General features: G+C 47.2%; 28 protein-coding genes. 7 read left to right on the forward strand and 21 right to left on the reverse strand.

Annotated features, from left to right (window positions below):
- Window positions 1–32: 32 nt before the first annotated feature.
- Both AB5443_RS01345 and AB5443_RS01350 read left to right on the forward strand, forming a co-directional pair.
- A complete protein-coding gene (locus tag AB5443_RS01345) occupies window positions 33–557 on the forward strand; it encodes a helix-turn-helix domain-containing protein (protein WP_032568716.1) in 525 nt (174 codons plus the stop codon).
- A complete protein-coding gene (locus tag AB5443_RS01350; protein ID WP_117615371.1) occupies window positions 488–1,375 on the forward strand; it encodes an IS3 family transposase in 888 nt (295 codons plus the stop codon). Before AB5443_RS01345 ends, AB5443_RS01350 begins: the two co-directional genes overlap by 70 nt.
- A gap of 69 nt (window positions 1,376–1,444) precedes the next feature.
- On the opposite strand, the gene AB5443_RS01355 is transcribed toward AB5443_RS01350, so the two are convergent.
- From AB5443_RS01355 to AB5443_RS01395, 9 genes are read right to left on the reverse strand one after another with little or no spacing between them, the layout of a single operon-like run.
- Window positions 1,445–1,648 (reverse strand): hypothetical protein, encoded by a 204-nt coding sequence (locus tag AB5443_RS01355; RefSeq protein WP_004295440.1) that lies wholly within the window; start codon window positions 1,646–1,648, stop codon window positions 1,445–1,447.
- Window positions 1,632–1,811: a hypothetical protein gene (locus tag AB5443_RS01360; protein WP_004295439.1), complete on the reverse strand. Its 180-nt coding sequence runs from the start codon at window positions 1,809–1,811 to the stop codon at window positions 1,632–1,634. The genes AB5443_RS01355 and AB5443_RS01360 overlap by 17 nt, the downstream gene beginning before the upstream one ends.
- 4 nt (window positions 1,812–1,815) lie before the next feature.
- A complete protein-coding gene (locus tag AB5443_RS01365) occupies window positions 1,816–2,082 on the reverse strand; it encodes a hypothetical protein (protein ID WP_004295438.1) in 267 nt (88 codons plus the stop codon).
- A gap of 46 nt (window positions 2,083–2,128) precedes the next feature.
- Window positions 2,129–2,446, reverse strand: a complete 318-nt coding sequence (locus AB5443_RS01370; protein WP_004295436.1) for a hypothetical protein — start codon at window positions 2,444–2,446, stop codon at window positions 2,129–2,131.
- Between the two features lie 41 nt (window positions 2,447–2,487).
- A complete protein-coding gene (locus tag AB5443_RS01375; RefSeq protein WP_004295437.1) occupies window positions 2,488–2,814 on the reverse strand; it encodes a hypothetical protein in 327 nt (108 codons plus the stop codon).
- Between the two features lie 40 nt (window positions 2,815–2,854).
- Window positions 2,855–4,138 (reverse strand): PcfJ domain-containing protein, encoded by a 1,284-nt coding sequence (locus AB5443_RS01380; protein WP_347021972.1) that lies wholly within the window; start codon window positions 4,136–4,138, stop codon window positions 2,855–2,857.
- Window positions 4,139–4,140: 2 nt separating this feature from the next.
- Complete coding sequence (locus tag AB5443_RS01385; protein ID WP_009132163.1) at window positions 4,141–4,551, reverse strand: PcfK-like family protein; 411 nt, start codon at window positions 4,549–4,551, stop codon at window positions 4,141–4,143.
- A gap of 45 nt (window positions 4,552–4,596) precedes the next feature.
- Window positions 4,597–5,589 carry a hypothetical protein gene (locus AB5443_RS01390; RefSeq protein ID WP_007559037.1) on the reverse strand — a complete coding sequence of 331 codons (993 nt, stop codon included), beginning with the start codon at window positions 5,587–5,589 and terminating at the stop codon, window positions 4,597–4,599.
- Window positions 5,590–5,601: 12 nt separating this feature from the next.
- Window positions 5,602–5,853: a hypothetical protein gene (locus AB5443_RS01395; protein ID WP_004303766.1), complete on the reverse strand. Its 252-nt coding sequence runs from the start codon at window positions 5,851–5,853 to the stop codon at window positions 5,602–5,604.
- A 542-nt stretch (window positions 5,854–6,395) separates the two neighbouring features.
- On the opposite strand from AB5443_RS01395, the gene AB5443_RS01400 reads away from it, so the two are divergent.
- Both AB5443_RS01400 and AB5443_RS01405 read left to right on the forward strand, forming a co-directional pair.
- Window positions 6,396–6,689, forward strand: a complete 294-nt coding sequence (locus tag AB5443_RS01400; RefSeq protein ID WP_004319131.1) for a helix-turn-helix domain-containing protein — start codon at window positions 6,396–6,398, stop codon at window positions 6,687–6,689.
- Complete coding sequence (locus AB5443_RS01405) at window positions 6,686–6,997, forward strand: helix-turn-helix domain-containing protein (protein ID WP_004295430.1); 312 nt, start codon at window positions 6,686–6,688, stop codon at window positions 6,995–6,997. The genes AB5443_RS01400 and AB5443_RS01405 overlap by 4 nt, the downstream gene beginning before the upstream one ends.
- Window positions 6,998–7,030: 33 nt before the next feature.
- On the opposite strand, the gene AB5443_RS01410 is transcribed toward AB5443_RS01405, so the two are convergent.
- The 3 genes from AB5443_RS01410 to AB5443_RS01420 are packed head-to-tail and all read right to left on the reverse strand — an operon-like array spanning window position 7,031 to window position 9,969.
- Complete coding sequence (locus tag AB5443_RS01410) at window positions 7,031–7,396, reverse strand: hypothetical protein (RefSeq protein ID WP_007559043.1); 366 nt, start codon at window positions 7,394–7,396, stop codon at window positions 7,031–7,033.
- Window positions 7,397–7,424: 28 nt separating this feature from the next.
- Window positions 7,425–8,714, reverse strand: coding sequence for a site-specific integrase (locus AB5443_RS01415; RefSeq protein WP_007568639.1), 1,290 nt, complete (start codon window positions 8,712–8,714; stop codon window positions 7,425–7,427).
- 31 nt (window positions 8,715–8,745) lie between these two features.
- Window positions 8,746–9,969 carry a site-specific integrase gene (locus AB5443_RS01420; RefSeq protein WP_004303751.1) on the reverse strand — a complete coding sequence of 408 codons (1,224 nt, stop codon included), beginning with the start codon at window positions 9,967–9,969 and terminating at the stop codon, window positions 8,746–8,748.
- A 439-nt stretch (window positions 9,970–10,408) separates the two neighbouring features.
- Between AB5443_RS01420 and AB5443_RS01425 the strand changes: the two genes are divergently transcribed.
- A complete protein-coding gene (locus tag AB5443_RS01425) occupies window positions 10,409–10,879 on the forward strand; it encodes a nucleoside deaminase (protein ID WP_073348335.1) in 471 nt (156 codons plus the stop codon).
- A 44-nt stretch (window positions 10,880–10,923) separates the two neighbouring features.
- Window positions 10,924–11,727 (forward strand): fimbrillin family protein, encoded by an 804-nt coding sequence (locus AB5443_RS01430; RefSeq protein ID WP_368113063.1) that lies wholly within the window; start codon window positions 10,924–10,926, stop codon window positions 11,725–11,727.
- A gap of 118 nt (window positions 11,728–11,845) precedes the next feature.
- Here AB5443_RS01430 and AB5443_RS01435 read toward each other — a convergent pair whose 3' ends face one another.
- Window positions 11,846–13,489 carry a hypothetical protein gene (locus AB5443_RS01435; RefSeq protein ID WP_333697458.1) on the reverse strand — a complete coding sequence of 548 codons (1,644 nt, stop codon included), beginning with the start codon at window positions 13,487–13,489 and terminating at the stop codon, window positions 11,846–11,848.
- 30 nt (window positions 13,490–13,519) lie between these two features.
- Window positions 13,520–14,866 carry a hypothetical protein gene (locus AB5443_RS01440; protein WP_333697457.1) on the reverse strand — a complete coding sequence of 449 codons (1,347 nt, stop codon included), beginning with the start codon at window positions 14,864–14,866 and terminating at the stop codon, window positions 13,520–13,522.
- 152 nt (window positions 14,867–15,018) lie between these two features.
- Between AB5443_RS01440 and prmA the strand changes: the two genes are divergently transcribed.
- The gene (prmA, locus tag AB5443_RS01445) at window positions 15,019–15,867 is read left to right on the forward strand and encodes a 50S ribosomal protein L11 methyltransferase (protein WP_195406982.1); all 849 of its coding nucleotides are present in this window, start codon (window positions 15,019–15,021) and stop codon (window positions 15,865–15,867) included.
- Between the two features lie 95 nt (window positions 15,868–15,962).
- Here prmA and AB5443_RS01450 read toward each other — a convergent pair whose 3' ends face one another.
- From AB5443_RS01450 to AB5443_RS01480, 7 genes are all read right to left on the reverse strand, one after another.
- A complete protein-coding gene (locus AB5443_RS01450) occupies window positions 15,963–16,469 on the reverse strand; it encodes a flavodoxin (protein WP_368113065.1) in 507 nt (168 codons plus the stop codon).
- Window positions 16,470–16,481: 12 nt separating this feature from the next.
- A complete protein-coding gene (locus AB5443_RS01455) occupies window positions 16,482–18,515 on the reverse strand; it encodes a thiamine pyrophosphate-dependent enzyme (RefSeq protein ID WP_368113066.1) in 2,034 nt (677 codons plus the stop codon).
- Between the two features lie 37 nt (window positions 18,516–18,552).
- Window positions 18,553–19,896, reverse strand: coding sequence for a dihydrolipoamide acetyltransferase family protein (locus tag AB5443_RS01460; protein WP_368113067.1), 1,344 nt, complete (start codon window positions 19,894–19,896; stop codon window positions 18,553–18,555).
- A 109-nt stretch (window positions 19,897–20,005) separates the two neighbouring features.
- Complete coding sequence (locus AB5443_RS01465) at window positions 20,006–20,728, reverse strand: lipoate--protein ligase family protein (protein ID WP_288361676.1); 723 nt, start codon at window positions 20,726–20,728, stop codon at window positions 20,006–20,008.
- Between the two features lie 19 nt (window positions 20,729–20,747).
- The gene (lpdA, locus tag AB5443_RS01470) at window positions 20,748–22,091 is read right to left on the reverse strand and encodes a dihydrolipoyl dehydrogenase (protein WP_277130783.1); all 1,344 of its coding nucleotides are present in this window, start codon (window positions 22,089–22,091) and stop codon (window positions 20,748–20,750) included.
- Window positions 22,092–22,169: 78 nt separating this feature from the next.
- Window positions 22,170–23,063 (reverse strand): glycoside hydrolase family 25 protein, encoded by an 894-nt coding sequence (locus AB5443_RS01475; protein WP_277130785.1) that lies wholly within the window; start codon window positions 23,061–23,063, stop codon window positions 22,170–22,172.
- A 160-nt stretch (window positions 23,064–23,223) separates the two neighbouring features.
- Window positions 23,224–24,870, reverse strand: a complete 1,647-nt coding sequence (locus AB5443_RS01480) for a diphosphate--fructose-6-phosphate 1-phosphotransferase (protein WP_277130786.1) — start codon at window positions 24,868–24,870, stop codon at window positions 23,224–23,226.
- Between the last annotated feature and the right edge of the window lie 55 nt (window positions 24,871–24,925).

Genomic DNA, 24,925 nt, shown 5'->3' on the forward strand with positions numbered 1-24,925 from the left:
CCCAAAAGTTGGACACTTTTGGGGTGTTTTTTATGAAATATAATTATGAGATTCGTTTAAAGGCCGTAAAACTGGTACTCGAAGGCGGACTTTCGGTTAGGGAAGCCGGATGTCACTTGGGCTGTGGCCGCTCGCAAGTTCACTTGTGGGTAACATTATTCGAGCGCCATGGCCTTACCGGCCTTAAGCTGCGCCACGGTAGCTACAGTGCAGAATTTAAGTTGTCAGTTTTGAAGCATATGCACCAAAATCATCTATCTTTGCTGGAGACAGCAGTGCATTTCGGCATTCCGGGCCCTTTTGTTATTCGTCAATGGGAGCGGCTCTATCAAAACCAAGGTGCTGAAGGCCTGCGGCGTAAACCGCAAAGAAGGAGGCCGGCCATGAGTAAATCGAAGACTAAAAAAGTCAAACTCAAAACGACTCCGCACGAAGAGTTGCTTAAGGAACTGGAGTATCTTCGTGCCGAGAATGCTTACTTAAAAAAATTGCAGGCCTTAGTCGAGGAGCGCATTGTCCGCGAGAGCGGGAAAGAGCCCAAGCCATCGAAGGACTAAGGCCGCAGTGCCGGCTTTCAGTATTGCTCAAAGCCGCAGGGATGGCGCGAAGCACATTTTATTATCACTTCAGAAAATCAAAACAACCCGATAAATATGCTCGCGAAAAAGAGAGTATTATAAGGTTATATCACGAACATAAGGGGCGTTATGGTTATCGGCGCATTACCGTTGAAATGAATAAGATCGGATATGCGATAAATCACAAAACCGTACTTAAGCTGATGAATATTTGCGGGATAAAAAGTCAGGTCAGGCTCCGTAAATACTGTTCATACAAAGGACAGATCGGACGGATAGCGCCCAATCTTCTGCAACGCGACTTTGCAGCCGAAAAACCGAATCAGAAGTGGGTTACTGACCTTACGGAATTTTCGGTTTGCGGCGTAAAGTTATATCTATCGCCGATTATGGACTTATATAACCGGGAGATTATTAGCTATAAAATAGCTGAACGCCCTAACTTTATGCAGATCATGAAGATGCTGGACGATGCGTTTGCCAGAATACCGGATTCTCCGGGTATTGTCTTGCATTCCGACCAGGGCTGGCAGTATCAGATGAAGCAGTATCAGCTCCGTTTAAGACAGAAAGGTATTACACAGAGCATGTCGCGCAAGGGTAACTGTCTGGATAACGCTGCTATGGAAAGTTTCTTTGGATTATTGAAGTCCGAATTATTATATTTGCAAAAATTCTCATCCATAGACCATTTCCGAAAAGAATTGGAAGAATATATCGACTACTACAATAACAAGCGGATAAAGAAATACTTAAACAACATGAGCCCGGTACAATACCGAACTCATGCCATCTAAACAAATACTAATCCGTCCAATATTTGGGGTGCACTTCAGTTATCGTCCGATTTTTTTCGCGTCGTATTTTCACGGCCGTTGCCTGCCGTGTTCCCGTTTCCGCCTTTGCAGGGCGAGCAGTTGCCGCAACATGTAGGCATGGTTTTCCCCCACGGTATGCCCCGAGGGCATCAGGTAAGGACTTGCGAGGCACTCCCGGCATTGGCGTACCGCCTCTTTTAAGTCGGTAACGGTTATTTCCGCTCCCGTGATGTCTTTAATCTTTGTTTCCATTCTTGTCCTGTTTTTTTGGTTCGTACCAACTGTCCCGGTAATTTTCTCCCACGAGCGAGAAAATTCCGCTCATGCCGCTTTCAGCGGCGAAATTTTTGGCTTCCCATATACCGGAAAACTCTCCCAGCAGCCGGTAGCCGATGAATAATTTGTACTTGCGCATGATTTTATCGTTTTTCCAGGTTGATAATCGGTGTGTTCTTTTGCAGCCATTCCTTCACGCTGTCCATGTTGTATTCGGATGTGATAACCGCCGTTCGGTCGTCGATTTCGGTGAAGCGCGTAGTTTCATACCCGTCGATCCACTGCTTCAGCGTGGCAACGCCCCACACCTGCGGGTCGTCGAACATGGTGTTGAGCCGCCCGATACCCTCGCCGAAGGTTACGAGCAGCGTTTCATAGGAGATTTCCTTGTTTACTTCATTCGTTTTCATATTCTCGCTTTTTACGGGCGGCTTTTGCCGCCCCGAAATTTTTTAATCAGACAAGTTCCACTCTAACCCTGCTCATGTTCGCCCAGAACACGCCGTTGCAGTAGTAGGCGTAGCCGTTATGCCAGTTGCTCCTGCGGCGTATCACGTCCTGCTCGGGTGGTCGTATCTCGATACTCGTGGTGTAGATGTTGTGTCCCACGGTAATGACGAGGTTGCACCTTCGCCATATCTCGGAATGGGTTTTGAACCCGTTTTTCCCCTCGACGAGCGCAAGGGCCGTCTTGACTGCTTCCCGAACTTCCCAATCCCACTCCCCGAAGGGTTTGAGCGGGCGTGCCATGTAGCTTTTATAGATGATTTTCATTGTTATATTTTTTTTGTAGGGCGGCTTTCGCCGCCCCGATTTTATAATTCGACAATCCTTTCCACTCTGCCGTACAACATGGAGCGTATGCTCGTCTTGTCCACGCCCTTGTATTCCGTGTAATGCCCGTACTGCTTTACCACGAATGTTTTCAGTACATCGACAAAGTTGAAACGATACCCTAAAAGCGGAATGGAGTCCTTGAAATAGGTGTTATGGTTTACCTCACGGGTAATCCAGTCTTTCTCCTCACGGGTGAGCGTTCCCCCGTCATTGAGCCGTTTGCGTAATATGTACGCTTTTGAGCCTGCAAGGCTTTCGAGTGCGGGAACGTCCCACGACACGAATTTATATGCTATTTGGTTCATTCTATTTTGTTTTTGCGGGCGGCTTTCGCCGCCCCGATTTTTATGCTGTCATTCGTTTCCGTATAAGGGACATGTTCCCCTTCATCAGTTTCAGTATTTGCCCGTGGTATGGGGTATTCTTGTTACACACGCCACGGCTCTGCACGACCTCCATGCGTTTTAGGGACACCTCTATCGTTTCGATACGTTTGCCGTCGATTGTAGCCGAGAGTATGAGCGAGTCGGCTTTCAGATAGTATTCGTTGGTAAACACGCAGTGGTGCATGGCCTCGCCCTCCTGCCGTATGGCTTCAACGCTGTCCAATACCTTGATGCGGATTTCCCCGTCGGAAAACTCCACTCCGAAAAACCGTCCTTTGGCTTTGACAAACGAGGCTTCCTGTTCCAACGCCTTGCGCCGTTCCTCCTGCCGCCGTTCCATTTGCATGTGCCGCCGTTTTTTAGCCATGTAGAGGTCATGCGCTGCGGGCAGGTCTGCGGGACACACGAAATGGGCGTTATGCAGGTCTTTCCCGAAAAATCGCAGCAGGTCGATGTAGTCGCACCATTCCGTCGGTTTCCCGATAGCGTACCCGTTACGGATGGCGATACGGATGGCCGGCCAATAGTCTGCGATATTGCGGGAGGAACGGGCGAAAAATCGCACGAGTGCCGTTTGTCCCGCTTTAAGCAGCGTTTCGGCCTTGTTCTCCGAGAGCAGCAGGTGGATAAGGTCGAAAGGGGTTACATCGGGGAGTTGTTTGCCGTAACCGCTTCGGCGCAGTTCGGGGATAAGCCGTTGCCGGGGATAGATGCGTGTGGGCGTGATGTTGTATTTCCCGTCGTTCTCCGCCCGCAGTTCCAATGCGCTCGACCAACTCCACCCGTGAACGAAGAAGCCCATCGGGCGCAGCCGTGCGAAGGTTGCGGAGCGTCCGTCGGGGGCAATCCACCGCTGTACGGCTTCGATATGGGTGTAAACGGGCGTCTGTCCCACTTTCGCCCAACACTCGATATAGACGAAGCGCAGGACTTGAAAACCCTTGCAGCGGGTTACGATGCACAAATACTCGTAATCGTTGAACTTGCGGCGCAGGGTGGTTTCCACTTTCAGCGGGGTGTGGCAGTGCGGACACTCGCACCCTAACAGATTGTCCGTGAGTTCTCCGTTTTCGCTCTGCCACGTGTGGCCGCACTCGGTGCAGGTGATAAGTCCTTTCGGCGTGCGGCGTCCGATATGCTCGATGCAGTTCTTGTACCCCCATTCGATTTGTGCGGGGGTAAGCGGCGGCAGGTGTTTGCTTGCCGCCACGACGTTCTGTTGGAATTTTGTTCTCGGTTTCATAACTAAAATAGACTGGGCATTAGTTTGTTATCTTCGATTTTCTTGGGTTTGGACTTGGCTTTCGCCAACTTGGCGTAGGCTTCGCTCTCGGCCTTCCGTATGGCGTTCCGCCGTGCCTCGGCTTTTTCCTCCTCGGTCAGTTCGACGGTGTGATTGACCACTACCTTGCAACTGACGGGTTTGCCGATGTCGATGTCCTCCTCGTCGTAATAGTGGAGTGCCATAGAGTATATTTCCTCGTCGGCAAACCCGTTGCAACCGCTCTGCCGTACTTGGTTGATGATGAAAGTGCAGCAATCGTCAATGTTCTTTTTCGGGTTGGCGTATCGGGGTGCGAAAAGTTCGTCCTCCCGTGCCCGTGCGTCGAGATAGTTCTGTATCGTCAGTTTGAAATAATCTGTTCCTTGTGCCATGATTTTTTGGTATTGTGGGGCGGCGAGCCGCCCCGTGTTCAACATTTATTCGTCCTTTCCGAGAAGCCGCCGCACCTCGTCCTCTTTGGTCTTTTGGAAAATCCATCCCGCTCTCTTCTGCCCGTCATGCGTCAGCCGTGCGTTGAAGCGTCCCCCGAGTGCGTGAAGGGCGTCCTTGACGGGCTTGGTGTCCCCGAATACGGCTATCGCCTTCTCGGAATAGTCCACGATGATAAACCCGCCTTGCACGCTCGTTTCAGTGCGTTCCGCCCGTTTTTCGTCTTTCGGCTCGGGCAGACATATATTCTCCTCGTTTCCTGCGATATATGCCAGCCTGTCGATGTACCCTTCACGTGTGTAGTGGGTCAGTTTGCAGACACTCCACCCGTATTTCGGACTTTTGCCGAGCGTGAAAACGGGATAGCGGTGTTCGTTCTTGGGGTCGTATTCGGAGAGGTGCGCCGTTTGCGGGAAATTGGCCGCCGCCTTTCTCAACTCCCCGAAGCCGTTGCGGGAGGTGGCCGAAAAGCCGAGAATGACGGTACGCACGCTTCGGGTGGTCGAACACTCGTAAGAGGGGTCAGTGTATTCCGTTTCGTTGAGTTCGGCGATGATTACGCCCTGCACCCCTTCGGGCATGATGCGGCGTAACCTCTGCGCTCCTATTTCCGCTATGCGGTCATGCTCGGCTTTCTCTTTGGCGGCGGCGATGGCTTGCGCCGTGGCTTGCTCTTCCGCCTGCCCCACGAGCAAAGCCACCTCGAAAGCGTCCATGAACTCGGGGTTCACGTCGTCGTAGTACCTGCCGATACCGAATGTTTGCGAGAGGGGTCGCAGAATGTCCGTTTGGCTGATTTCCTTTGTTTCGGTATCGACCATGTGGTACACGTAGCCACGGGCGGTGTGTTCCACCTTGTAAACGACGTAACGCTTTCTGCTCGCACCCGCACCGATACCGATGATTACCTGGTTTTCCTTGACTACCTGCACCCGTGTGTCCGTGGTAGTCGCTCCGAATAATGAAATGTACTTTGTCATACCTGTAATAATTTAGAAGATGTGAGTGAATAGGAAATAGAAAAAGCCGGTTAGAGCCACGAGAGAAACAAGGCAGGAGAAAATGCCCCGCAGGATGTCATAACAGAACGTGAAGCCCAAAACGACCCAAATAAAGTCGATACCCCACACGTGGAAGCCCAAAGCCACCGCCCCGACCTTTACCGCCAACCCGACCTTTGCCTTTATGCCAAGTGGAAGGTTGGAGGATTTCTGTTTCCATTTATTTTTCTCTTCGTTTCTCATAACCTTTGACTTTTTTTTTATGCCGTAGCGGAGCCGGTATGGATGGAATCTGTTTCGGTAGCATCAAAAGGTGTCGGGGATAGCTGCTGCAAGATTTTGTCGGAAAATACGCTCGCCCGCAGGGAAAGAGGAAGATTTTGCGGCAAACCGCCCCGCGGCCCGATCTTGCAGCAGCGTGAGCCCCGTAACTACCTTTGCTACTGACAACAGATTTCCATACCGCGCTCCGCGGCATGAAAAAAAGAGAGGAAAAGGTTATGGGAGAGAAACGGGGAGAAAACGATATGCCGTGAACGCTCGCGAAAGTCGGTTCACGGCTCACCCTGCATGGAATGATAAATCGCCCGCGAACATTTCCTTTCACGGGCGATTGGCGTATCGGAGCGTGCCGATCCCGTATCGGCGGAGGATCGTTTCCGCCGGACGTGGCGCCACTCGCTGCCACTTTTAAGACGGATACGTCCATATACCACTGGCTGATAACAAGATACTGTTCATTTGTGTACTTTTGGGCATCCGGGAAACAAAAAATGAAACAGAACATGGAAATAATAAGTATGGACGTGAAGGCTTTCGACGCGCTGGCAGGGCACGTGGAAGCCATTGAAAGAAAAGCCGAGGCGTTATGCCGCAGGCAGGAGGACGTGAGTTTGAAAAAATGGCTGGACAACCAGGATGTCTGTGACGTGCTGGGGATATCGAAACGTACCCTGCAAACCTACCGGGAGAAAGGGTTGCTGCCTTTCAGCCGCATCCGTCACAAAATCTTCTACAAACCGGAAGATGTCGGGAAACTGCTGCAATCGTCGCACTATCCTAATACCGCCGCGTTATGAGCCATTATTTCATCGACAAGCACGATCCGCGTGTGGCGGATCTCTTCCGGCGTTTGGAAAAGGCCGGCAAGGCACTGGATAAACTGGAATCCTCCGGAGGCCGGACACTCAAGGGAGAGCGGTTCGTCACCGACGAGGAATTGTCCCGGCTGCTGAAAATCAGCAGGCGTACATTGCAGGAATACCGCACGGCGCGGATCATTCCCTATTATTTGATTCAGGGCAAGGTACTATACATGGAATCCGAGATACAGAAATTTCTGGAAGATTCCCGGAAGAAATGTATCGGGGGACAGGAATGGGTATAAAAGAAGAACGGCCATCACGGCCGTTCTTCTTTTTCAGTTCAATATCGTGTTCATGCCGGGGAGCTGCCAGACGACGGCGGTCGTCGTGGCCCTTCGGACAAGCCACCGTCGGAAGGCTTCGGCATTCCCGGATTTTAAGCGGAAAGCCAGCGCGGCGATCATTTCGAGCGAATACAGCTCGACAATACCGCCGTCACGGTTGCGCTCCCGGCGGTAAACCCGCTCCTCACGGAGTATGCCGCTTTTGAGTATGGAGCGGATGTTGCTCCCCACGGCAGGAACGAAGACTCCGAACAGGTCGGCAATCTGGTGGCGCGTGAGCCATACACGGTTCTCCGGCGTGTGGATTTCCACCCGCCCGTTTTCAATGCTGATAGGTTCTCTTGTCGTCATAGTCATACAAATTTATCAATTTTTGTTATACTGTTCAACCGTTTACCGTTATAATATCTGCCGTTTCCGGTTCGTCCTCCTCGTAGAGATTTATTTTCCGGCCTTTGGTCTGTTCTTTCAGACGTTTCATGTCCTCGTCCACCTTGCGGTCGGTCACTTTGGCGTAAATCTGCGTGGTGGAAATGCTCTTGTGTCCCATCATGCGGCTGACAGTTTCGATAGGCACACCCAGCGAGAGCGTGATATGTGTCCCGAAATTGTGCCTCGCCTTGTGAAAGGTCATGTCGAAGCCGTATGTCCGTCCCAGTTCTCTGGTGAGCTTGATGAGATACCCCCGGCAATAGAGGTTGAAAATCCTGTCGCTTTTACGCTCGTGGCGGTATTTCTCGATGATCTGCAACGGCACGTTCAGCAGGCGGATGGCCGAGGGCGTTTCGGTCTTCTGGCGCCGGATGTGTATCCAGTACGTTCCGTCGTCCGACTGCGTGATGTCTTTTTCGGACAAGCGTTTCAGGTCGGCGTAGGACAACCCCGTGAAGGTAGCGAAGAGAAACCAGTCCCGCACCCGCTGGAGGTTGGGTTTACCGACGGGAGTTTCCATCAGTTTTTTGAGGTCTTCGAGTTTCAAATGGCGGCTCTTGCGCCGGGGCAGTTCCGGGTGCAGCTTCCCGTAAGGGTCGCGCCGGAGTGTACCCTGACTGACAGCCCGCTTGGTCATTTTTTTCAACCGGTAAAGATGCTCGTGTACTGTCTTGGGTTTCATTTCACGATCTGTACGCAGGAATATTTCAAAATCATCGTAGAACTCCCGGTCAAGGCTCCGCAACGCTACATCCTCCTTTTCCTTCCTTTTTTTCACGAAGGAGGCTAAAATATTATAGGAGTTCTCGTAACTTTCATAAGTTTCTTCCTTGCGATCCACGCCGACACGCTTGCGGAACTCCTCGTTATGCTCGCGGAACAAGGCAAGGAGGGTGAACGGTTTCTGCCCGATTCCTTCCACGGCGTTTTTGACCAGCTCGGCCGTCACGAAACCGAGGCTTTTACGAATATGACGGTAATGTCCGGTGATTTTTTCGGTCAGTTTCTCTATTGCCTGGTTTACCGTTCGGGCGTTCTCGCTTCGTCCGTTCGCCCTTTTGGTTTCCGGATTCCAAAGCGATGGATCGACAAACGCGTTGATATTGATCGGGGCCGACTTGGCGTCGATGCTTACCTTGCATAACAATTTACATGTTCCGTCCTTGCGGACTTTCGTGCGGTTGATGTAGAACAGCAGGGAGAACGTGCTGCGGCGTTTTATCTCTTTATTATTCGTTTCCATAATCGTTGTGAATTTGATTGTCAATGATAGATTAAATAGCTACGGAGAAGCGGCCGGCAATCTTTTCCTCTAAAGACCGGGTATCCATGTCGATCTTGTCATCGGTCACTTTGGCGTAAATCTGCGTCGTGGAAATGCGGCTATGCCCCAGCATTTTACTGACGGTTTCAAGCGGGACACCATGCGAAAGCGTGATCTCGGTGGCGTAGGTATGGCGTCCGCAGTGAAAGACGAGTTTCCGTTCAATTCCGCAAATGGCGGCAATACGTTTCAGTGTCCGGTTGAGTTCGTTGTTGCTGTACATCGGCAGCAGTTTTCCTTCCGGGGCCATATCCCGGTACTTGTCGAGGATGAGCAACGGTATGTCGAGCAACGGCACTTCATAGTCGATTTTCGTCTTCTTGCGGGCGGTCTTGATCCATACCTCACCGTCCTCGGCCACTTCCAGATCCTCCGTCGTCAGGCGGCACATGTCCCCGTAAGGGATACCCGTGTAGCAGGAGAAGAGGAACAGGTCGCGGATATGGTAGAGTTTCGGGTCGTGCAGGGGTGTGGTCATCAGCCGTTGTAACTCTGCGGCGGTAAGGTATTTCTGTTCCCGCTCGGGATGTTCGGCTTCATACCCCGCGAACGGGTCGGCAGTGATAATCCCTTCCGCGATGGCTTCCCCGACAATCGTGTTCAACCGTGTGACAAGCAACACGATAGTTCCCAGGGCAAAGCGGCGCTCCGTGCGTAGGTAGAGGTCATAGTTGTCGATGAATGAACGGTTCAGGGCCGTGAAAGGAACATCCGACAACTTGTATTTCTCCTGGATGAAAGCAGCCACACAGTTACAAGCATAGCGGTAAGATTGTGCTGTTCCCTTTTCCCGGTTCACGCCGACACGTTTTTCGAAATGTTCGATGAACGTCCGGAAATAACCCAACAGGGTTTCCTGCCCGAAAGCCGTCCCCAACAACAGATTCCTTATTTCTTCAGCCGTTACATTCTCACGGGTGGCTGACAGTTCGTCATAAATGGAAATGGCTGAAGCTCGCAAATCGTCCAGTTGCCGGTTGATTTCCCGCGCGGCGTTACTTTTACCCGTGGCACGTCCGGATGCCCACAGTGCAGCGGGTACGGACATTTTCGCACTAAAAGCCGCTTCTGAAAATTTGCCGACAACAAGTTTCGCCATGACCGGGCAATGTCCCTCGTCATTCATTTCGCTCTTTTTGAGGTAGAACGTAACCGTTACATCCGTCTGTTTCATAACTCTATTTTTTTTATGTTGCAAAATTACTTGATATATAGCTATTTACAGTTATGAAAATTATAGCGGAACAAAGAATAAAACCCCGGATGCCGGTAACATAACCTGTATTTCCATGAAAAACGGAAAAAAACGGTTATCTTTACGGGCAAAATATAGGGTTCTTTGCATGGTGAACGGTAAAACCGCAGGTGGTCAAGCGTTATTTTGCCGGATTATCCGGGGCTAAAAAAGGCAACGGATAAGTAGCAAATCTTTCTCTTAACCTTTCATTATCCTGCATTTTAGCGATTTGGAAAGGTATAGAAGAATTTGGCTTAACTCTCCTCAATACCAAACACTTACTTTATTTATCCAAATTTTGCCGTTTTTTTGCGAGTTCTTCGTATCTTTGTAAAAGAAGTGATTAGAATAAAACTAACAATATATTTTTTGTGCTATGACAAAAGAAGAATTAATGCGGAAAGCAATCGAGCTTTCTAAGGAGAACATTGAAAATGGTGGTGGTCCTTTCGGCGCTGTGATTGCTACAAAAGAGGGGGAAATAGTTGCAACGGGTGTGAACCGTGTTACGGCATCCTGTGACCCCACTGCTCACGCTGAAGTGAGTGCCATACGTGCCGCGGCTGCGAAGCTCGGAACTTTCAACCTTAGCGGATATGAAATATATACTTCCTGCGAACCTTGTCCAATGTGTTTGGGTGCCATCTATTGGGCACGACTGGACAAAATGTATTATGGCAACAATAAGACGGATGCCAAAGAAATCGGTTTTGACGACTCTTTTATTTATGACGAACTGGAACTTAAACCTGAAAACAGAAAACTCCCCTCTGAAATCTTACTACACAATGAAGCCCTTACTGCCTTCAAAGCCTGGGCGGCCAAAGAAGACAAGATAGAATATTAAATGTAAGCCTCTCACTATTATTAACCTATTAATTTACCCCTCACATGAAGAAAAACCTTCTCTTTTTTTTAGCGGCGTCATGCCTGCTCGGTTGTCAGCAACAAGATGAACAACAAGAACCCGGCAAGAAAGCTTTCAGCTTTTCTGCTTCTATCGACAATGAAAGTATCACTGATGCTCTTACACGTAGCAGCAGCACTCTTTCTCTTCCTGCAAAAAGTAGTTTCTCGGATGGAGATGTAATCTCGATGTCTGCTTCCGAACAGGATTATCTACCGTTCACCATAGGTATGGAAAACCCTGCCTGGGACGCGATAGACACGGATGCGGAAGCTGTTACTTTTTATGCTCATTATCCCGAATTGTCCGATGATGTTGCTACGCGTTCGTTCGGTAGCCGTTATCGTGGGATTACAGGTGGTAAAGAGTATTTGTTCGGAATGGCACAAGCTGCCAAAGGTTCCAAGAACGTTGCTCTTAAATTCAAGCGAATGACGGTGCCCGTTATCCTGCTTGATGAGAAAAGACAACCGTATGAAGGCGATGCAATCGTCAAGCTTTTCCTGAAAAACAAAGGTGTACAAGACCTGTTCAATGGTAAAATCGAAGCGGACAAGAATACAAAACCCGAATACATCGACATCCGAAAAATATCGGAAGGTATCCTGACTAACTTGCTCCCGCAACGGATTAAGGCCGGCGAGACAATAGGAACGGTTATCGTAGATGATAAGGAAGAACCTATTATCGTGGATGAGGATATCGAGTTGACTCCCGATACTCCTATTGCCATCAGCCTTTACAGAGGTCGCGGTATTATTGACGAACGGACTCCATTGCGCAGATAAAACAAAAAAATAAAAGTGATACTAATAAAAATCCCCGGAACCGCTGTAGACACTCAGCATTCCAGGGATTTTTTACACACAAAAGTTATTATTGAAATTGAAAACTGTCTTTGGTTGATTAGAAGCGCAAACCTAGGGTTAATAGTACTTGACTACGGGTATTGGTTACTTTGGTAGCATTCGGCACAATGATTGTTTCAAAGTTCTCTCCTACCTCATTATAGAAAGGATAAAAGTCTTCCTTATAAGTATGGAACTGATAAGCTAAATCAGCATAGAAAACAGAACCTTTATATCCCAATCCTACCGTATAATTATTGGTTGCTTTCAAGTTAGAGAATTCTGTACTTGTACTAATACTGTTAAGTGCAAGTCGCTTAAAAGTATCGTCATACATTGCTGCCGTCATATAATTATAACCTACACGGAAAGAGAATTCAGGTGCAAGTTTAAATTCAGCCCCTACGCGCAATGTATGTACTCCTTTCAGTCCGGTTTTTATTTGGGATGTTTCATCCTCCATCTTCAAACCATCATCATATTTCAGTTTGGCTGAAGAATAATCACTATACTCATATTCTGCTCCTAATGCTACGGAACGACCGATAGTATATCCCAAACTCAAATTATATTTCCAGGGAGTTACCAATTGATATTTGGTTTTTGATTCACCCGGGAATTCCATCGTATCATATACAAACAATTCATCCTTACCAATGGTTCCGTCACTGTTCATATCAACATCAGAAGTCATGATGGCAGATGTCCGGTCTTCCAAATTAAACCATGTAGGTGTGTGTATTGCTGCACCGATACGGAATGAAGAGGATTCAAACGGACGTACTATCACTCCCAGCTTAAAATCAACTCCCGTTCCACTTGTATCAAACCAATTCTCTAAAGAATAGGTCGAAGCATCTCCCTCATAACTTTCCCTGTAAATGGAGTTTCTTGAATAATCTACACTATAAGCTCCTATCGTAGCCCCCAAGTAAATGCGGTCATAAAAGTTTAGAGCAACATTAAAGTCATAGGAGTGTAATCCACCTCTTTCTTTAGAAGTATATTCTCCCATCACTGGCAAATAAATAGTATTGCCGTCCTTATCCACCATATAGCCTACATTACTGGCATATTGGTCATTATCTTCACCATGGTCACCCACTGAGCCAATCACTCTCGTACGAAGAGCCATAGCTCCCAACCACGGCGCAGCATTGGCACCTCCATCAGTGAAAGCCGCATTAGAGCCCAAATATTTTTCAGTAAGTCCTTGGGACAAAGAAGCAAATAAATCACTTTGTGTCAATGGCCCTTCCGAATCTTCTATCAGTCCATTCATCACCATGTTTTTATCAAAGGACTTTACCTTACGATAGTTAAAACCAAAGTTCACAAATCGCAAGGGTGTTTCATTTCCGATACGGCTTGATATGACAAACCCGATATTATCAAATGAACCAAATAGCTTATCCTGTTCATTTTTACTGCCGTTCATAGTAGACTTCATTCCAATATTACTGAAACCAAATGAAGTCATCACATCACTGCTTCTGTATATTCCAATCCCTGCCGGATTAGTACCCATAGTTGATATGTCACCACCCAGTGCTCCCATAGCTCCTCCCATGCCGACAAATCGTGCGGTTCCATTCAAATCATTCCCCATAAACCGGGCAGCATCGTATAAACTCTGTGCACTTACGATAGTAGTACCAACCAAAGTACACAGTATCACTATTGCAAATCTTATATTTTTCATAAATATATCTTATTAAAATACCAATCATTATTATCTTCTTCGACTTCCACCGCCACCAGAAGAACCGCTAGAGCGGGAACTTCCACCACCACTTGAGTAACCACTCGAACGAGACGATGAAGACTGACTCGGAGAGTAGCTGGAACCTGATGAAGAACGACTTGGAGAATAACTGGAATTAGAAGAAGAACGGCGACTACTACTATTATTCGATGGTGAATAACTCCGAGGAGTTGTAGAGCTTCCACGGTTATATGTAGAAGAAGAACGACTGCTACTGCTATTCGTTGTTCCATAAGTTCTGCGGGAAGAAGAGTTGGAACGACTGCTATCATATGTCGAACTGCTACGTGTACTGCTCGGACGAGTGTAGGTAGAACTTCTGCGAGAAGAACTTGAGCTTGTGCCAGTCCCTACTCTCGTATCCGTAGTACGATTGCCTACAGTTCTTCTGGAAGAAGAATTATAAGTTGTACCGCGACGTGCAGATTGACTTACATTTCCTCCACTTGTACGACGTGTACCAACTGTTGTACCAATTCTACGGTCACCGCTTGTTGTATAAGCAGAACGACGGGCACTTCCACCGCTGTTTCCAAAGTTAGAACGACGATTATTGTAATAGGTGTTGCGTGCCCAATGGTTTCCACCACCGCCCCAGCCCCAGCTAGGACCACCGTGCCAATGGTGATGATGTCCCCAATAGCCACCGCCGCCATACCAGCCACCCCAGTAGCCGCCATACCAGCCGCCCCAATAACCCGGAGAGTAGCCCCAAGAATAGTAAGGACGATTCCATCCCCAGCCATAGTTCCATCCCCAACCGTAAGAGTTATAACGCCAGTCCCACCAAAGCGGGTTGCTGAACGTCGGGAACGCATAAGCATACATACCGTCGGTATATACGTTCCAGTCCCAGGAGTTCGGTCCGTAAACTACGTCCCAGTAGAGCGGGCTGCTGATACTGATTGCGAAACGCGGATTACGGAAACGGATGATACGTTCAGCGTATTCATAGTCGTCTTGCGTACCATTGAATTCGCCGGTCACCCATTCTCCGTCCAAATCCGGATTAGATTTTTCTTTTATGTATAAGGTATCATTATCCATTACGAATTCATTTTCACGTGCATCGTAACGGCGGTTATATTCATCCACGTCCCGTGTTCTGCCCTTGCGGTCTTGAACAACTACGGTAGTCCCCGGTGAAGTATAGATGTTGGTCACCTGTTTCTTCGGTTCCTTCCGGACTGGAGTTTCTTTCTTCTCCTGCTTGTCCTTGGAAGGTACGAAGTAAAGGTCGTCATCAACGCTTTGTGCCATCAAGCCTATCGGGAGGCACAAGGCAAATAGCAAGAAGTAAACAATCTTTTTCATATCATCTCGGTTTATGTAATTACTTAAACTTATTCACGTTACAAAGATAAGGAAGAGATTTTTCGTCCGGGGGAGATTTTCCCCAAAGGATAATAGGGAAATCCCTATTTCTAACTATCTTTGCACATTATTTACTAGAAAATAAAACAACTATGAAGTATTTTGAGTTCACATTCCATACCAATCCCTGCACTGAAACAGTTAATGACGTACTGGCTGCCGTGCTCGGCGAAGTCGGATTTGAGAGTTTTGTTGAATGTGAAAGCGGACTGACCGCATATATCCAACAATCATTATGTGACGAAGCCGCTATCAAGAGTGTAATCACCGAGTTTCCCCTGCCCGATACGGAAATCACATATACCTATGTAGAAGCAGAAGATAAGGACTGGAACGAGGAATGGGAAAAGAATTTCTTTCAGCCGATTATTATCGGCGACCGATGCGTGATTCACAGCACTTTCCATCAAGATGTTCCCAAAGCGGAATATGATATTGTTATCAACCCGCAAATGGCTTTCGGGACAGGACATCATGAAACGACAAGTCTCATCATTGAGGAGTTGCTGGATAGCGAACTGAAAGATAAATCACTGCTCGATATGGGCTGTGGAACTTCAATTCTTGCCATCCTCGCACGAATGAGAGGTGCACGCCCGTGTACAGCTATCGACATTGACGAATGGTGCGTACGAAACTCCATCGAGAATATTGAACTGAATCATGTAGATGACATTGCAGTTTCTCAAGGAGACGCTTCGTCCCTTGCCGGAAAAGGGCCGTTCGATGTCATTATTGCCAATATCAACCGGAATATCCTGTTGAATGACATGAAACAATATGTCGCATGTATGCATCCGGGGTCTGAACTGTATATGAGCGGATTCTATGTGGATGATATCATAGTAATCCGTGAGGAAGCGGAAAAGAATGGATTGACTTTTGTCCACTATAAAGAGAAGAATCGTTGGGCAGAGGTGAAGTTTATTTATAAAGCCTGATAGTTCTTTTCATTATAGAATCCCCAAAGAAGAGAGGGTGTCAAAAAAAACTGTTTTCTTTTTGACACCCTCGTCACATATTATATATAAAGAAGTTATTTAAACTCCTTCTTTACCTGTTCGCACCAGTCCTTGATTTTCTTTTTCGCCTGTTCCGACTGGTTATCCAAGTCAATGACCAGCCCGCACCAACGGTCGCCGCGCAATGCTTTGGAACGTTCGAAAATATATCCTTCGGAAGAAGTGAAACCTACCAAGGTAGCTCCATCTCCCTCGAAGACTTCCGCCAACAGTCCGATGCCATCCGCAAAGTTTTCAGGATAACGTATCTGATCTCCCAAGCCGAAGACAGCCACTTTCTTTCCTTTTAAATCCATTGTACGAAGTTCCGGTAACAGTTCGTCCCAATAGGTGGGAAGTTCGCCGTCGAACCAAGTGGAAGCGCCGACTATAAAACAATCATAAGCGGCAAAATCATTCTCCCAAGCTTGTTCAATGGGTACTACTTCTATCTTGTCTTCACCAAATTCCTGCTGAATCTTCTCTGCTACCCAACTCGTCTTTTCAGCCTTCGCTGCATAAAATAAACCTATCTTTTTCATAATCCATACTATTTAATATTCTAATAATTTCCTGGCAGCTTCATAGATTTTAGCCTCATCGGGCAGAATCTCTTTTTCAAGAATCGGGTTAAAGCCGACAGGAGTAAATGTAGAACCCACACGTTGCACAGGCCCATCCAAATAACGGAACATCTCTTCCCCAATCATAGCGGCAAGTTCCGCACCAAAGCCGGAGAATACTTTATCTTCATGGACAACCAACGCTTTACTCGTTTTCTTCACCGACTCGAAGATTGCTTCCTTATCCAAAGGAATTAAAGAGCGAATGTCGATGACTTCCACTTTCCAACCACCTTCTTTCTCCAATCGTTCCGCTGCGTGCAGACAGAAATGGGTGGTATTGCCATACGTGATAATACTCAAATCTGTTCCCTCGCGGCGGATACGTGCCTTACCGAAAGGAACTTCAAAATCTTCCGGCACAACGGCAGCCGCTTCTACGGAGTTATACAACGCTTTTGGTTCGAGGAATAAAGTGAATCCCTTGGAACGCATACTGGTACGGAGCAATCCCGCCGCATCATCCGCAAAAGAAGGACAGACGATACGTGCTCCCGGCAAAGTCGTCAAAGCGCCTTCTATATTTTGGGAATGATAAAGTCCGCCACCGATATAGCCACCGGAAGCCAGACGTAAAGTAATGTTCGGAGCAAACTTACCATTGCTGCGCCAATACTCATGCGTACATTCTACATATTGCTCGACGGCAGGCCAAAAGTAGTCGGCAAACTCCGCCCCTTCTATTACTACATGAATTTTAGGGTCAAAGCGGCTCATTCCGTTGGCTGTACCTACGATATAATCTTCGGCAATCGGCGCACTGAATACACGGGAGTCACCAAACTCTTGCTGCATTCCTTTCGTCACATTGAATACACCGCCTTTTTCCTTATTCGCCACGTCCTGTCCCCAAATAAAAGTATCGGGATTGTGACGGAATTCGGATTTCAATGTTTCATTAATGGCGTTGACCATGAAGGTCTTTTCGCCTTCTGCCTCATGTGTACCGTCTTTGTACTTCTGCGGCTGATAAGGTTCGGGCATTACAAAATCGTAGATGTTTTTGGGGTCAGGTTCGGGAGCAGCCAAAGCCTTCCGGTTGGCAGCAGACAATTCTTTTTTGGCTGCCGCTTCTATTTGTTGCAGTTCTTCTTCAGTCAGACGCTTATAGCGAAGCAGCATCCGGCGGAATTTCATCAAAGGGTCAGCTTCCTTTACATATTCCAGTTCGTTTTCATCCCGGTAGAGGGTATGCTTGTCAGAATTGGAATGAGAACCGATACGGACACAATTCGCCTGTACAATCACCGGATTACGGGTACTGATGGCATATTCGCGGGCTTCGGTCATGGCGTTCATCGAATCGAATACATCTTTGCCATTGCAATAGATGATTTTCAGGTTCTTGAAACCGGAGAAGTTTTCCGCTACCTTGCGGTTGGCGGTCTGTTCCGATTTGGGGACAGAAATACCGTAACCATTATCCTGAATCACAAAAATCACAGGAAGGCGTTCGAGACTGGCGCCGTTGATAGCTTCGTAGACAAATCCTTCGGAAGTGGCAGATTCTCCGTGAGAAGTGATAGCCACTCCTTTATGTCCGTAATAGACCATCGCTCTGGCTACGCCTGCCGCATGAAGGTCATGTGTTCCCGTTGCGGAAGAAATATTCTCGATGTGCCATTCCGGCTTCGCGAAATGGTTCGACATATGGCGGCCGCTGCTTCCGGGGTCTGTCGCTTTGGAAATACCGTTCAGGATAATCTCTTCCGGAGTCATTCCGGCGGAGAGTACGGTCAGCATATCCCGGTAGTAGGGAAACAGGAAGTCTTCTCCGAGAGTAAAGACTTGCCCGACCGCCAGTTGGATACCATCATGCCCCGCATAGGGTGCATGATAAGACCAACCTAAAGATTGCAACTGGTAAGATGGAGCCTTTTCGTCCAGGGCGCGTCCCAATGCCATCAGATGGTACCACTTCTTCAGGGTTTCGACATCTGTATTTTTTATATCATATTTTTTCATGGTTAATGAAGTTCTTAATGAATGAAACAATCAGTTATCAACCTTTCCAGTTTTCCAGGTAATCGGCTATAAAATGCAGGAAATTACCTCCCAACATTCCGTCCACTACCCGATGGTCGTAAGACAGGGAAAGGTACATCTTATGACGGATAGCAATCGTATCGCCTTCAGGGGTTTCTATGACGGCAGGTTTCTTTTCGATATAGCCTACTCCCAAGATAGCTACCTGGGGCTGATTAATAATCGGCGTACCGAACAAACTCTTGAATGTACCGAAGTTAGTGATGGTAAATGTACCGCCGTCAATGTCGTCGGGCATTAGCTTGTTATCTCTCGCTTTCAGGGCCAGGGAATCAATGGCAACAGCCAGTCCGTTCAGATTCAGACGGTCGGCATCGTGTACCACAGGCACAATCAGATTTCCATCGTTCAAAGAAACGGCAATACCCACATTGATATGTTTCTTGAAAAGAATATTGTATCCGTCTACCGATACATTCACCTGCGGATAGGTTACCAATGCTTTCGCTACGGCTTCCGTAATCACGGGCATATAAGTCAGCTTGACACCTTCGCGACGGAAGAAAGCGTCTTTGTTCTTTTCGCGCCAGCGCACCAAACGGGTGACATCTACTTCTACCACATTAGTGACATGCGGAGATACTTTCTTAGACATAACCATATGGTCGGCTATAATCCGGCGGACACGATCCATCTCTTTCACCTCTACACCCGGCATAGTGACAGGAGCGGATGATTTGGACTCAGCCGGAGCGGCCGGAGAAGATTTCGGGCTTGCCGGTGCGGAAGCAGCAGCAACCGACGGTTTGCTTGCAGCAGGAGCAGCAACGGGTGCTGACGGTTTGGAATCCCCACTGACACCTCTTTTCTTCTTGTCGATATAATCTTTTATATCCTTCTTGCTCAATCGTCCTTCGTAACCGGTTCCCTGTATGGAGTCCAGTTCTTCTTTTGGAATCTTCGCTTCTCTTGCGAGTTGAATCACGACCGGCGAATACCAACGCTCTTCCTCGGCGACAACCGGTTTGACAACTTCCTGCTGAGCCGGAGACTGACTTGCGGGAACTTCTTCTTTTACAGTTTCTTCATGGGTAGTTTCCCCTTCGGCAGCGCCTTCACCATCCAAATCAATAATGGTTACAACTGTACCTACCGCAACGGTATCCCCTTCTTTATATAAAATCTCGACTACCTTTCCCGCTACCGGAGAAGGTATTTCGGCACTTACTTTAGCAGTATTTACTTCAAAAAGAACATCGTCTTCCTGAATCATATCACCCACTTTTACAGACCAGGAGACGATTGTCCCTTCGGTTATACTCTCGCCCAACTTGGGCATTTTTATTTCGAATCTTGACATAGACAGTAAATTTATTTATTCAACCTTGATATAATAGAACAATGGGCTGAAATAGAAAGTTTTATGTTAAGGTATTTTTAACCGGACGCTGATAAACATAACTTATATTTCAACGATTATATATCCACTCTTTCTGAACATACTTTTCTTTCCGAAGCTGATTGACAGCCACAATCTCTTCACCACTGAATGAACTGACCATTTGCGATTTGCTGAAATACCGGAAAGCCTTTTCTTTAAAATCGTCCACAGTTCCTACTGACAAGTGCTTACGGATATTGGTCACTTCACTCCGAACGGATGGAACGGCATATGCAGAGGATAGAGATCCGTCATCGCCTGGCAGTTCCGGGTTCAAGACCTTATTCAGTACCGTAAGATTGGTATCATAAAGCAAAGTGCAATGATACAGAACCCTGTCTTTATGTACACATTGTGCACTCCCCGATATTTTCATTCCATCCAGATAGATACCGAGCCGTTCATCCCCCTTTGCCATTACACCGATGGATGCCAAAAAGTCCAATGTCCGCTGAAGATAAGTGATAAACTCAGGCAGGCGCGGCGCTGTTTCGATAAAAGTCAGATTGACATTACCCAAATCATGATACACCGTCCCTCCGCCCGAAAAGCGGCGGGCAATATGTATCTGTTCCTGTTCTGCCCACTCCGTATCCACTTCCGACCGCAGACGCTGATGTTTACCTATCACCACAGAGGGAGTATCCTGCCAAAGCATAAAAATATCATCGTTTCCCTGCTTTAACAAATACTCTTCTGCTGCCAAGTGAAAATAAATATCAGTAAACGGACTATATATACATCGAATCATAGACTGGCCGGGATAAGAATTAAAACATAATCTCGTGATAAATCTCTCCCACCGTAGGATGCGGGAATACGGTCTTTTGAAATTCTTCCACCGTATATCCTCTCTGAATGGCGATGCCGGCTATCACGATGAGTTCCGATGCAGGATTTCCCAACATATGACAACCGATGATTTTTCCTTCTTCATCCTGAATCAGCTTGCAAAGTCCGTTGCCCTGCTCATTCTCCGCTACAAATCGCCCTGAATAAGCCATTGGCAATTTGGAGACACGATAAGGAAGTCCCAGTTTTATCAGTTCTTCTTCGGTCTTTCCGACTCCTGCAACTTCGGGATTGGTATAGACCACGCCCGGCACACAATCGTAATTCATCCGGTCTTCAACTCCCAGAATGTGATTGACGGCAACTTCCGCTTCACGGATGGCGGTATGCGCCAATAAGGAATATCCCGTAATATCTCCGCAAGCATATACATGGGGATGGGAAGTCTGTAGATGTTCATCCACTTTCACTCCGTTACGCAGGAGTTCGATGTTCAGTTTATCCAGTCCTACGCCGGACAGGTTTGCCTTACGGCCTACGCTAAGCAATATTTTTTCCGCTTCAATGGTAGAAGTTTTCCCGTCTTTCTCTATCACGACTCCATCCGGTTTCACTTCCACCACTTTCGTATTCAGGTAGAAAGTAACTCCGCGTTTGGTGTATTCGGTACGGAGCATACCACTCGTTTCCTTATCCATTGCCCCTAGAATCTCGGGCATCATTTCCACAACATGCACCTTTACGCCCATGCTGTTAAAGAAAGAAGCAAATTCCATCCCAATCACTCCGCCGCCAATGATAACCAGAGTTTTGGGAAGTTCCTTTATTTCCAACGCTTCTTTGGAAGTCCAGTAACTGACATCCGACAATCCCGGTATCGGGGGAATCACCGTATCAGAACCTGTACAGACCAGCAGATATTTGGCGAAGTAAGTCTCGCCGTCACAAGTGATGCGAATCAATCCGTCTTTCTCTCCTTCGATGAAGGCTTCTTTCTCTACGATTGTCACCCCATAAGAGTTTACAGTCATCTTCACGCCCCCTGTCAGCATTTTCACCGTCTTATCTTTACGGTTCATGATTTTGGACAAATCGAAAGAAGGAGATTCGGCGGAAACGCCATACTTGGAAGCAGTCTTTATGCTATCCAGTATTTTAGCAGAATATAACAAAGTTTTAGTAGGGATACATCCTTCGTTGAGACATACTCCACCTATTGCTTTCTTCTCGAAAAGAACGGCTTTCAATCCGTTTGCCCCTGCCCTTTCGGCGGCCGTATAACCGGCAGGGCCACCGCCAATAATAGCTATATCAAAGTTCATAATCGTATTTTTTTTAAGTAATAATACGATTATAACAAATGAGAGAAGAGATAAGTTGTTTGGAAAGGAAATACCCTGTTATTTAATTGTCAGCTTTCTCAGGTCTTCCAATGTACCGTTGAATACATTCAGGTCGACATCTTCCTCGATTCCGGGGACATTCCCCACGTCCGTATGTTGCCAAAAGTCCCACTTGCCCTGATACCTCACGGAGTCAACATAGTAATGGGCAATCCAGTAAGGATATGCGTTGAAAATGGAATCGTCCAGATAACGTGTCTTAAATTTATAGGAAGTGTAAAGAATCGGCTTCACTCCGTAATGAGATTCCACACGGTCGAGCCAGCGTTTGATGCCTTGCTGCAATTCTGCTTTTTCTTTTCGTCCGGTCACTTCCACATCGAGTACAGGGGGCAAGTCGCCTGTATCCAGTTTCACCGTACGGATAAAAAAGTCCGCCTGTTTCAGAGCGTCCGTGCTCGGAATATAAAAATGATAGGCTCCCCGGATAAATCCGTGATTACGGGCATTGGCAAAGTTAGCCGAGAAAGTAGTATCGCCATGGTCTCCGCCTTCCGTCGCCTTCATAAAGACAAAGTGCAAAGGAGTCACCGTCTCTTTGTTCTGCCGGAGTTTCGGCCAGTCTATTTTTCCCTGATAATGGGAAATATCAATTCCGTGAATATCATATCCTGCCGGAATACAGACGCCATATTCTTTTAATCCGTGGCAAGGTTTCCAACGGTAAGCATAAGGACGGATAAAGAAATAATAAAAAGCAATGGAGAAACAACCGACAATCATCACTGCCAAGATATTGCGAAGCCAAACAGGCATAGCATGACTATGCTTCGCTTGTACCTTTTTCGGGGTACGGGGAGATTTGGAAGAAGAAACCGTTCCTTTCTTTCGGGTAGTAGAAACAGTTTTTTTCTTCTGTACGGCAGACATCGGGTTGTTGCGTGGCGGCATTTACTTCAAATGATAAATATTTAGAGATAGGCACGGATTACACGGAATACACGGTTTATAAGAAATAGAATAACTAAAAAACCGTGTTAATCTGCGTAATCCGTGCCTGGAAAAACTTTCATTGCAACTGTTTTATTACAACCGCTCTGAAAAGTATCTTTTATTTAGCTTGTTCCAACTGCAAAGTCTTGGTTGCCTGGTCGCAAACTTCTGTAGGACCAAAGTACTGAATCGGACCCGGATATACATAATCCGTTTCAACAGCCCAACGGTCACGTTGTGCAGCGAATGCCTTGAAAGGAGCACCGTCCAGTTTCACCAATGCTTTCTGGATAACCGGCTTCATTTCACCATGACGACGTTCCATGTTCATCATCATCGTGATAGGCACACCGCCTGCAATCCATTCGGCAGCAGGAGCAGTCGTATTACGTACAGAAGACATGTAACCAGTCTTGCCGTTAGCAATCAACATAGAAGCTGTGTAACCCAAGGAGTAGCAGTAGTCAGCATCGAAGTTTGACGGAGCAGCGCAACGTCCTTCGTAACCGAAGAAGTGGTGCTGTGCAGCAAACTTACCTACATACTTACCTTCTTCTTTCCAGGAAGCCAACTTGGTAGCTACCATTTCAGACAACAGTTTTTCTGTTTCAATCAATGATACCTGAACGTTTCCGTGCGGGTCACGATCCAACGTCAACTGACGGGCAACACCTTCCGGCAGACTTGCGTAGATAGCAGAGTTTTCCGGAGAAAGTTTGCGGATGATATAATCACGTTGGTGAGACTTCTTGATTTGAGCGAATTCTTCTGCGTTAGCAGCCAGGAAGTCGTTCAATTCAGCAATCAGACGTTTCATAGCCGGGATGAACTCAACCAATCCTTCAGGAATCAATACTGTACCGAAGTTGTGTCCCTGTGCAGCACGGTCTGCTACCACTTTAGCGATGTATGTCACTACATCATCCAAAGACATATCTTTTGTTTCAACTTCTTCAGAGATGATACATACGTTAGGCTGTACCTGCAAAGCACATTCCAGTGCGATGTGAGAAGCCGAACGACCCATCAATTTGATGAAGTGCCAGTATTTGCGTGCAGAGTTACAGTCACGTTGAATATTACCGATTACTTCTGCGTAAGTCTTGCAAGCCGTATCGAAACCGAAAGAAGTTTCAATCATATCGTTCTTCAAGTCACCGTCGATAGTCTTCGGGCAACCGATTACCTGTACACCATACTTCTTCGCAGCATAGTATTCAGCCAATACACAAGCATTTGTGTTAGAGTCGTCACCACCAATGATAACCAGCGCCTTGATGCCCAGCTCCTTGATGATTTCAAATCCTTTTTCAAACTGGCTTTCAGCTTCCAGTTTCGTACGTCCTGAACCGATGATATCGAAACCACCCGTGTTACGGTATTCGTCGATGATGTCAGCAGTCAGTTCCATATAGTTATGGTCTACCAGACCGCCGGGGCCCAGGATGAAACCATACAATTTGTTTTCCGGATTCAGTTTCTTGATACCATCGAACAAACCTGAGATTACATTGTGTCCACCGGGAGCTTGTCCACCTGAAAGGATTACACCCACATTCATAGCAGGAAGAGCCACAGTCTCACCAGCTTCGAATGTAATTAACGGCATTCCGTACGTGTTAGGGAATAATGCTTTGATAGCTTCCTGATCGGCTACGGACTGTGTAGCAGCACCTGCTACAGCTTTAACGGCTCCTGATGCCAATGCTTTCGGAAGTTTGGGCTGATAAGCAGCCCTTGCGATTTGCAATGCACTTTTAGTCATTTTCTTTAATTTTTTATTTAAAGGTGTTAGTAAGTTTCTTGTCAAACTTGAAAAG

The organism is Bacteroides sp. RTP21281st1_H5_RTP21281_210402 (genome assembly GCF_040918965.1).
Taxonomy (GTDB): Bacteria; Bacteroidota; Bacteroidia; order Bacteroidales; family Bacteroidaceae; genus Bacteroides; species Bacteroides congonensis.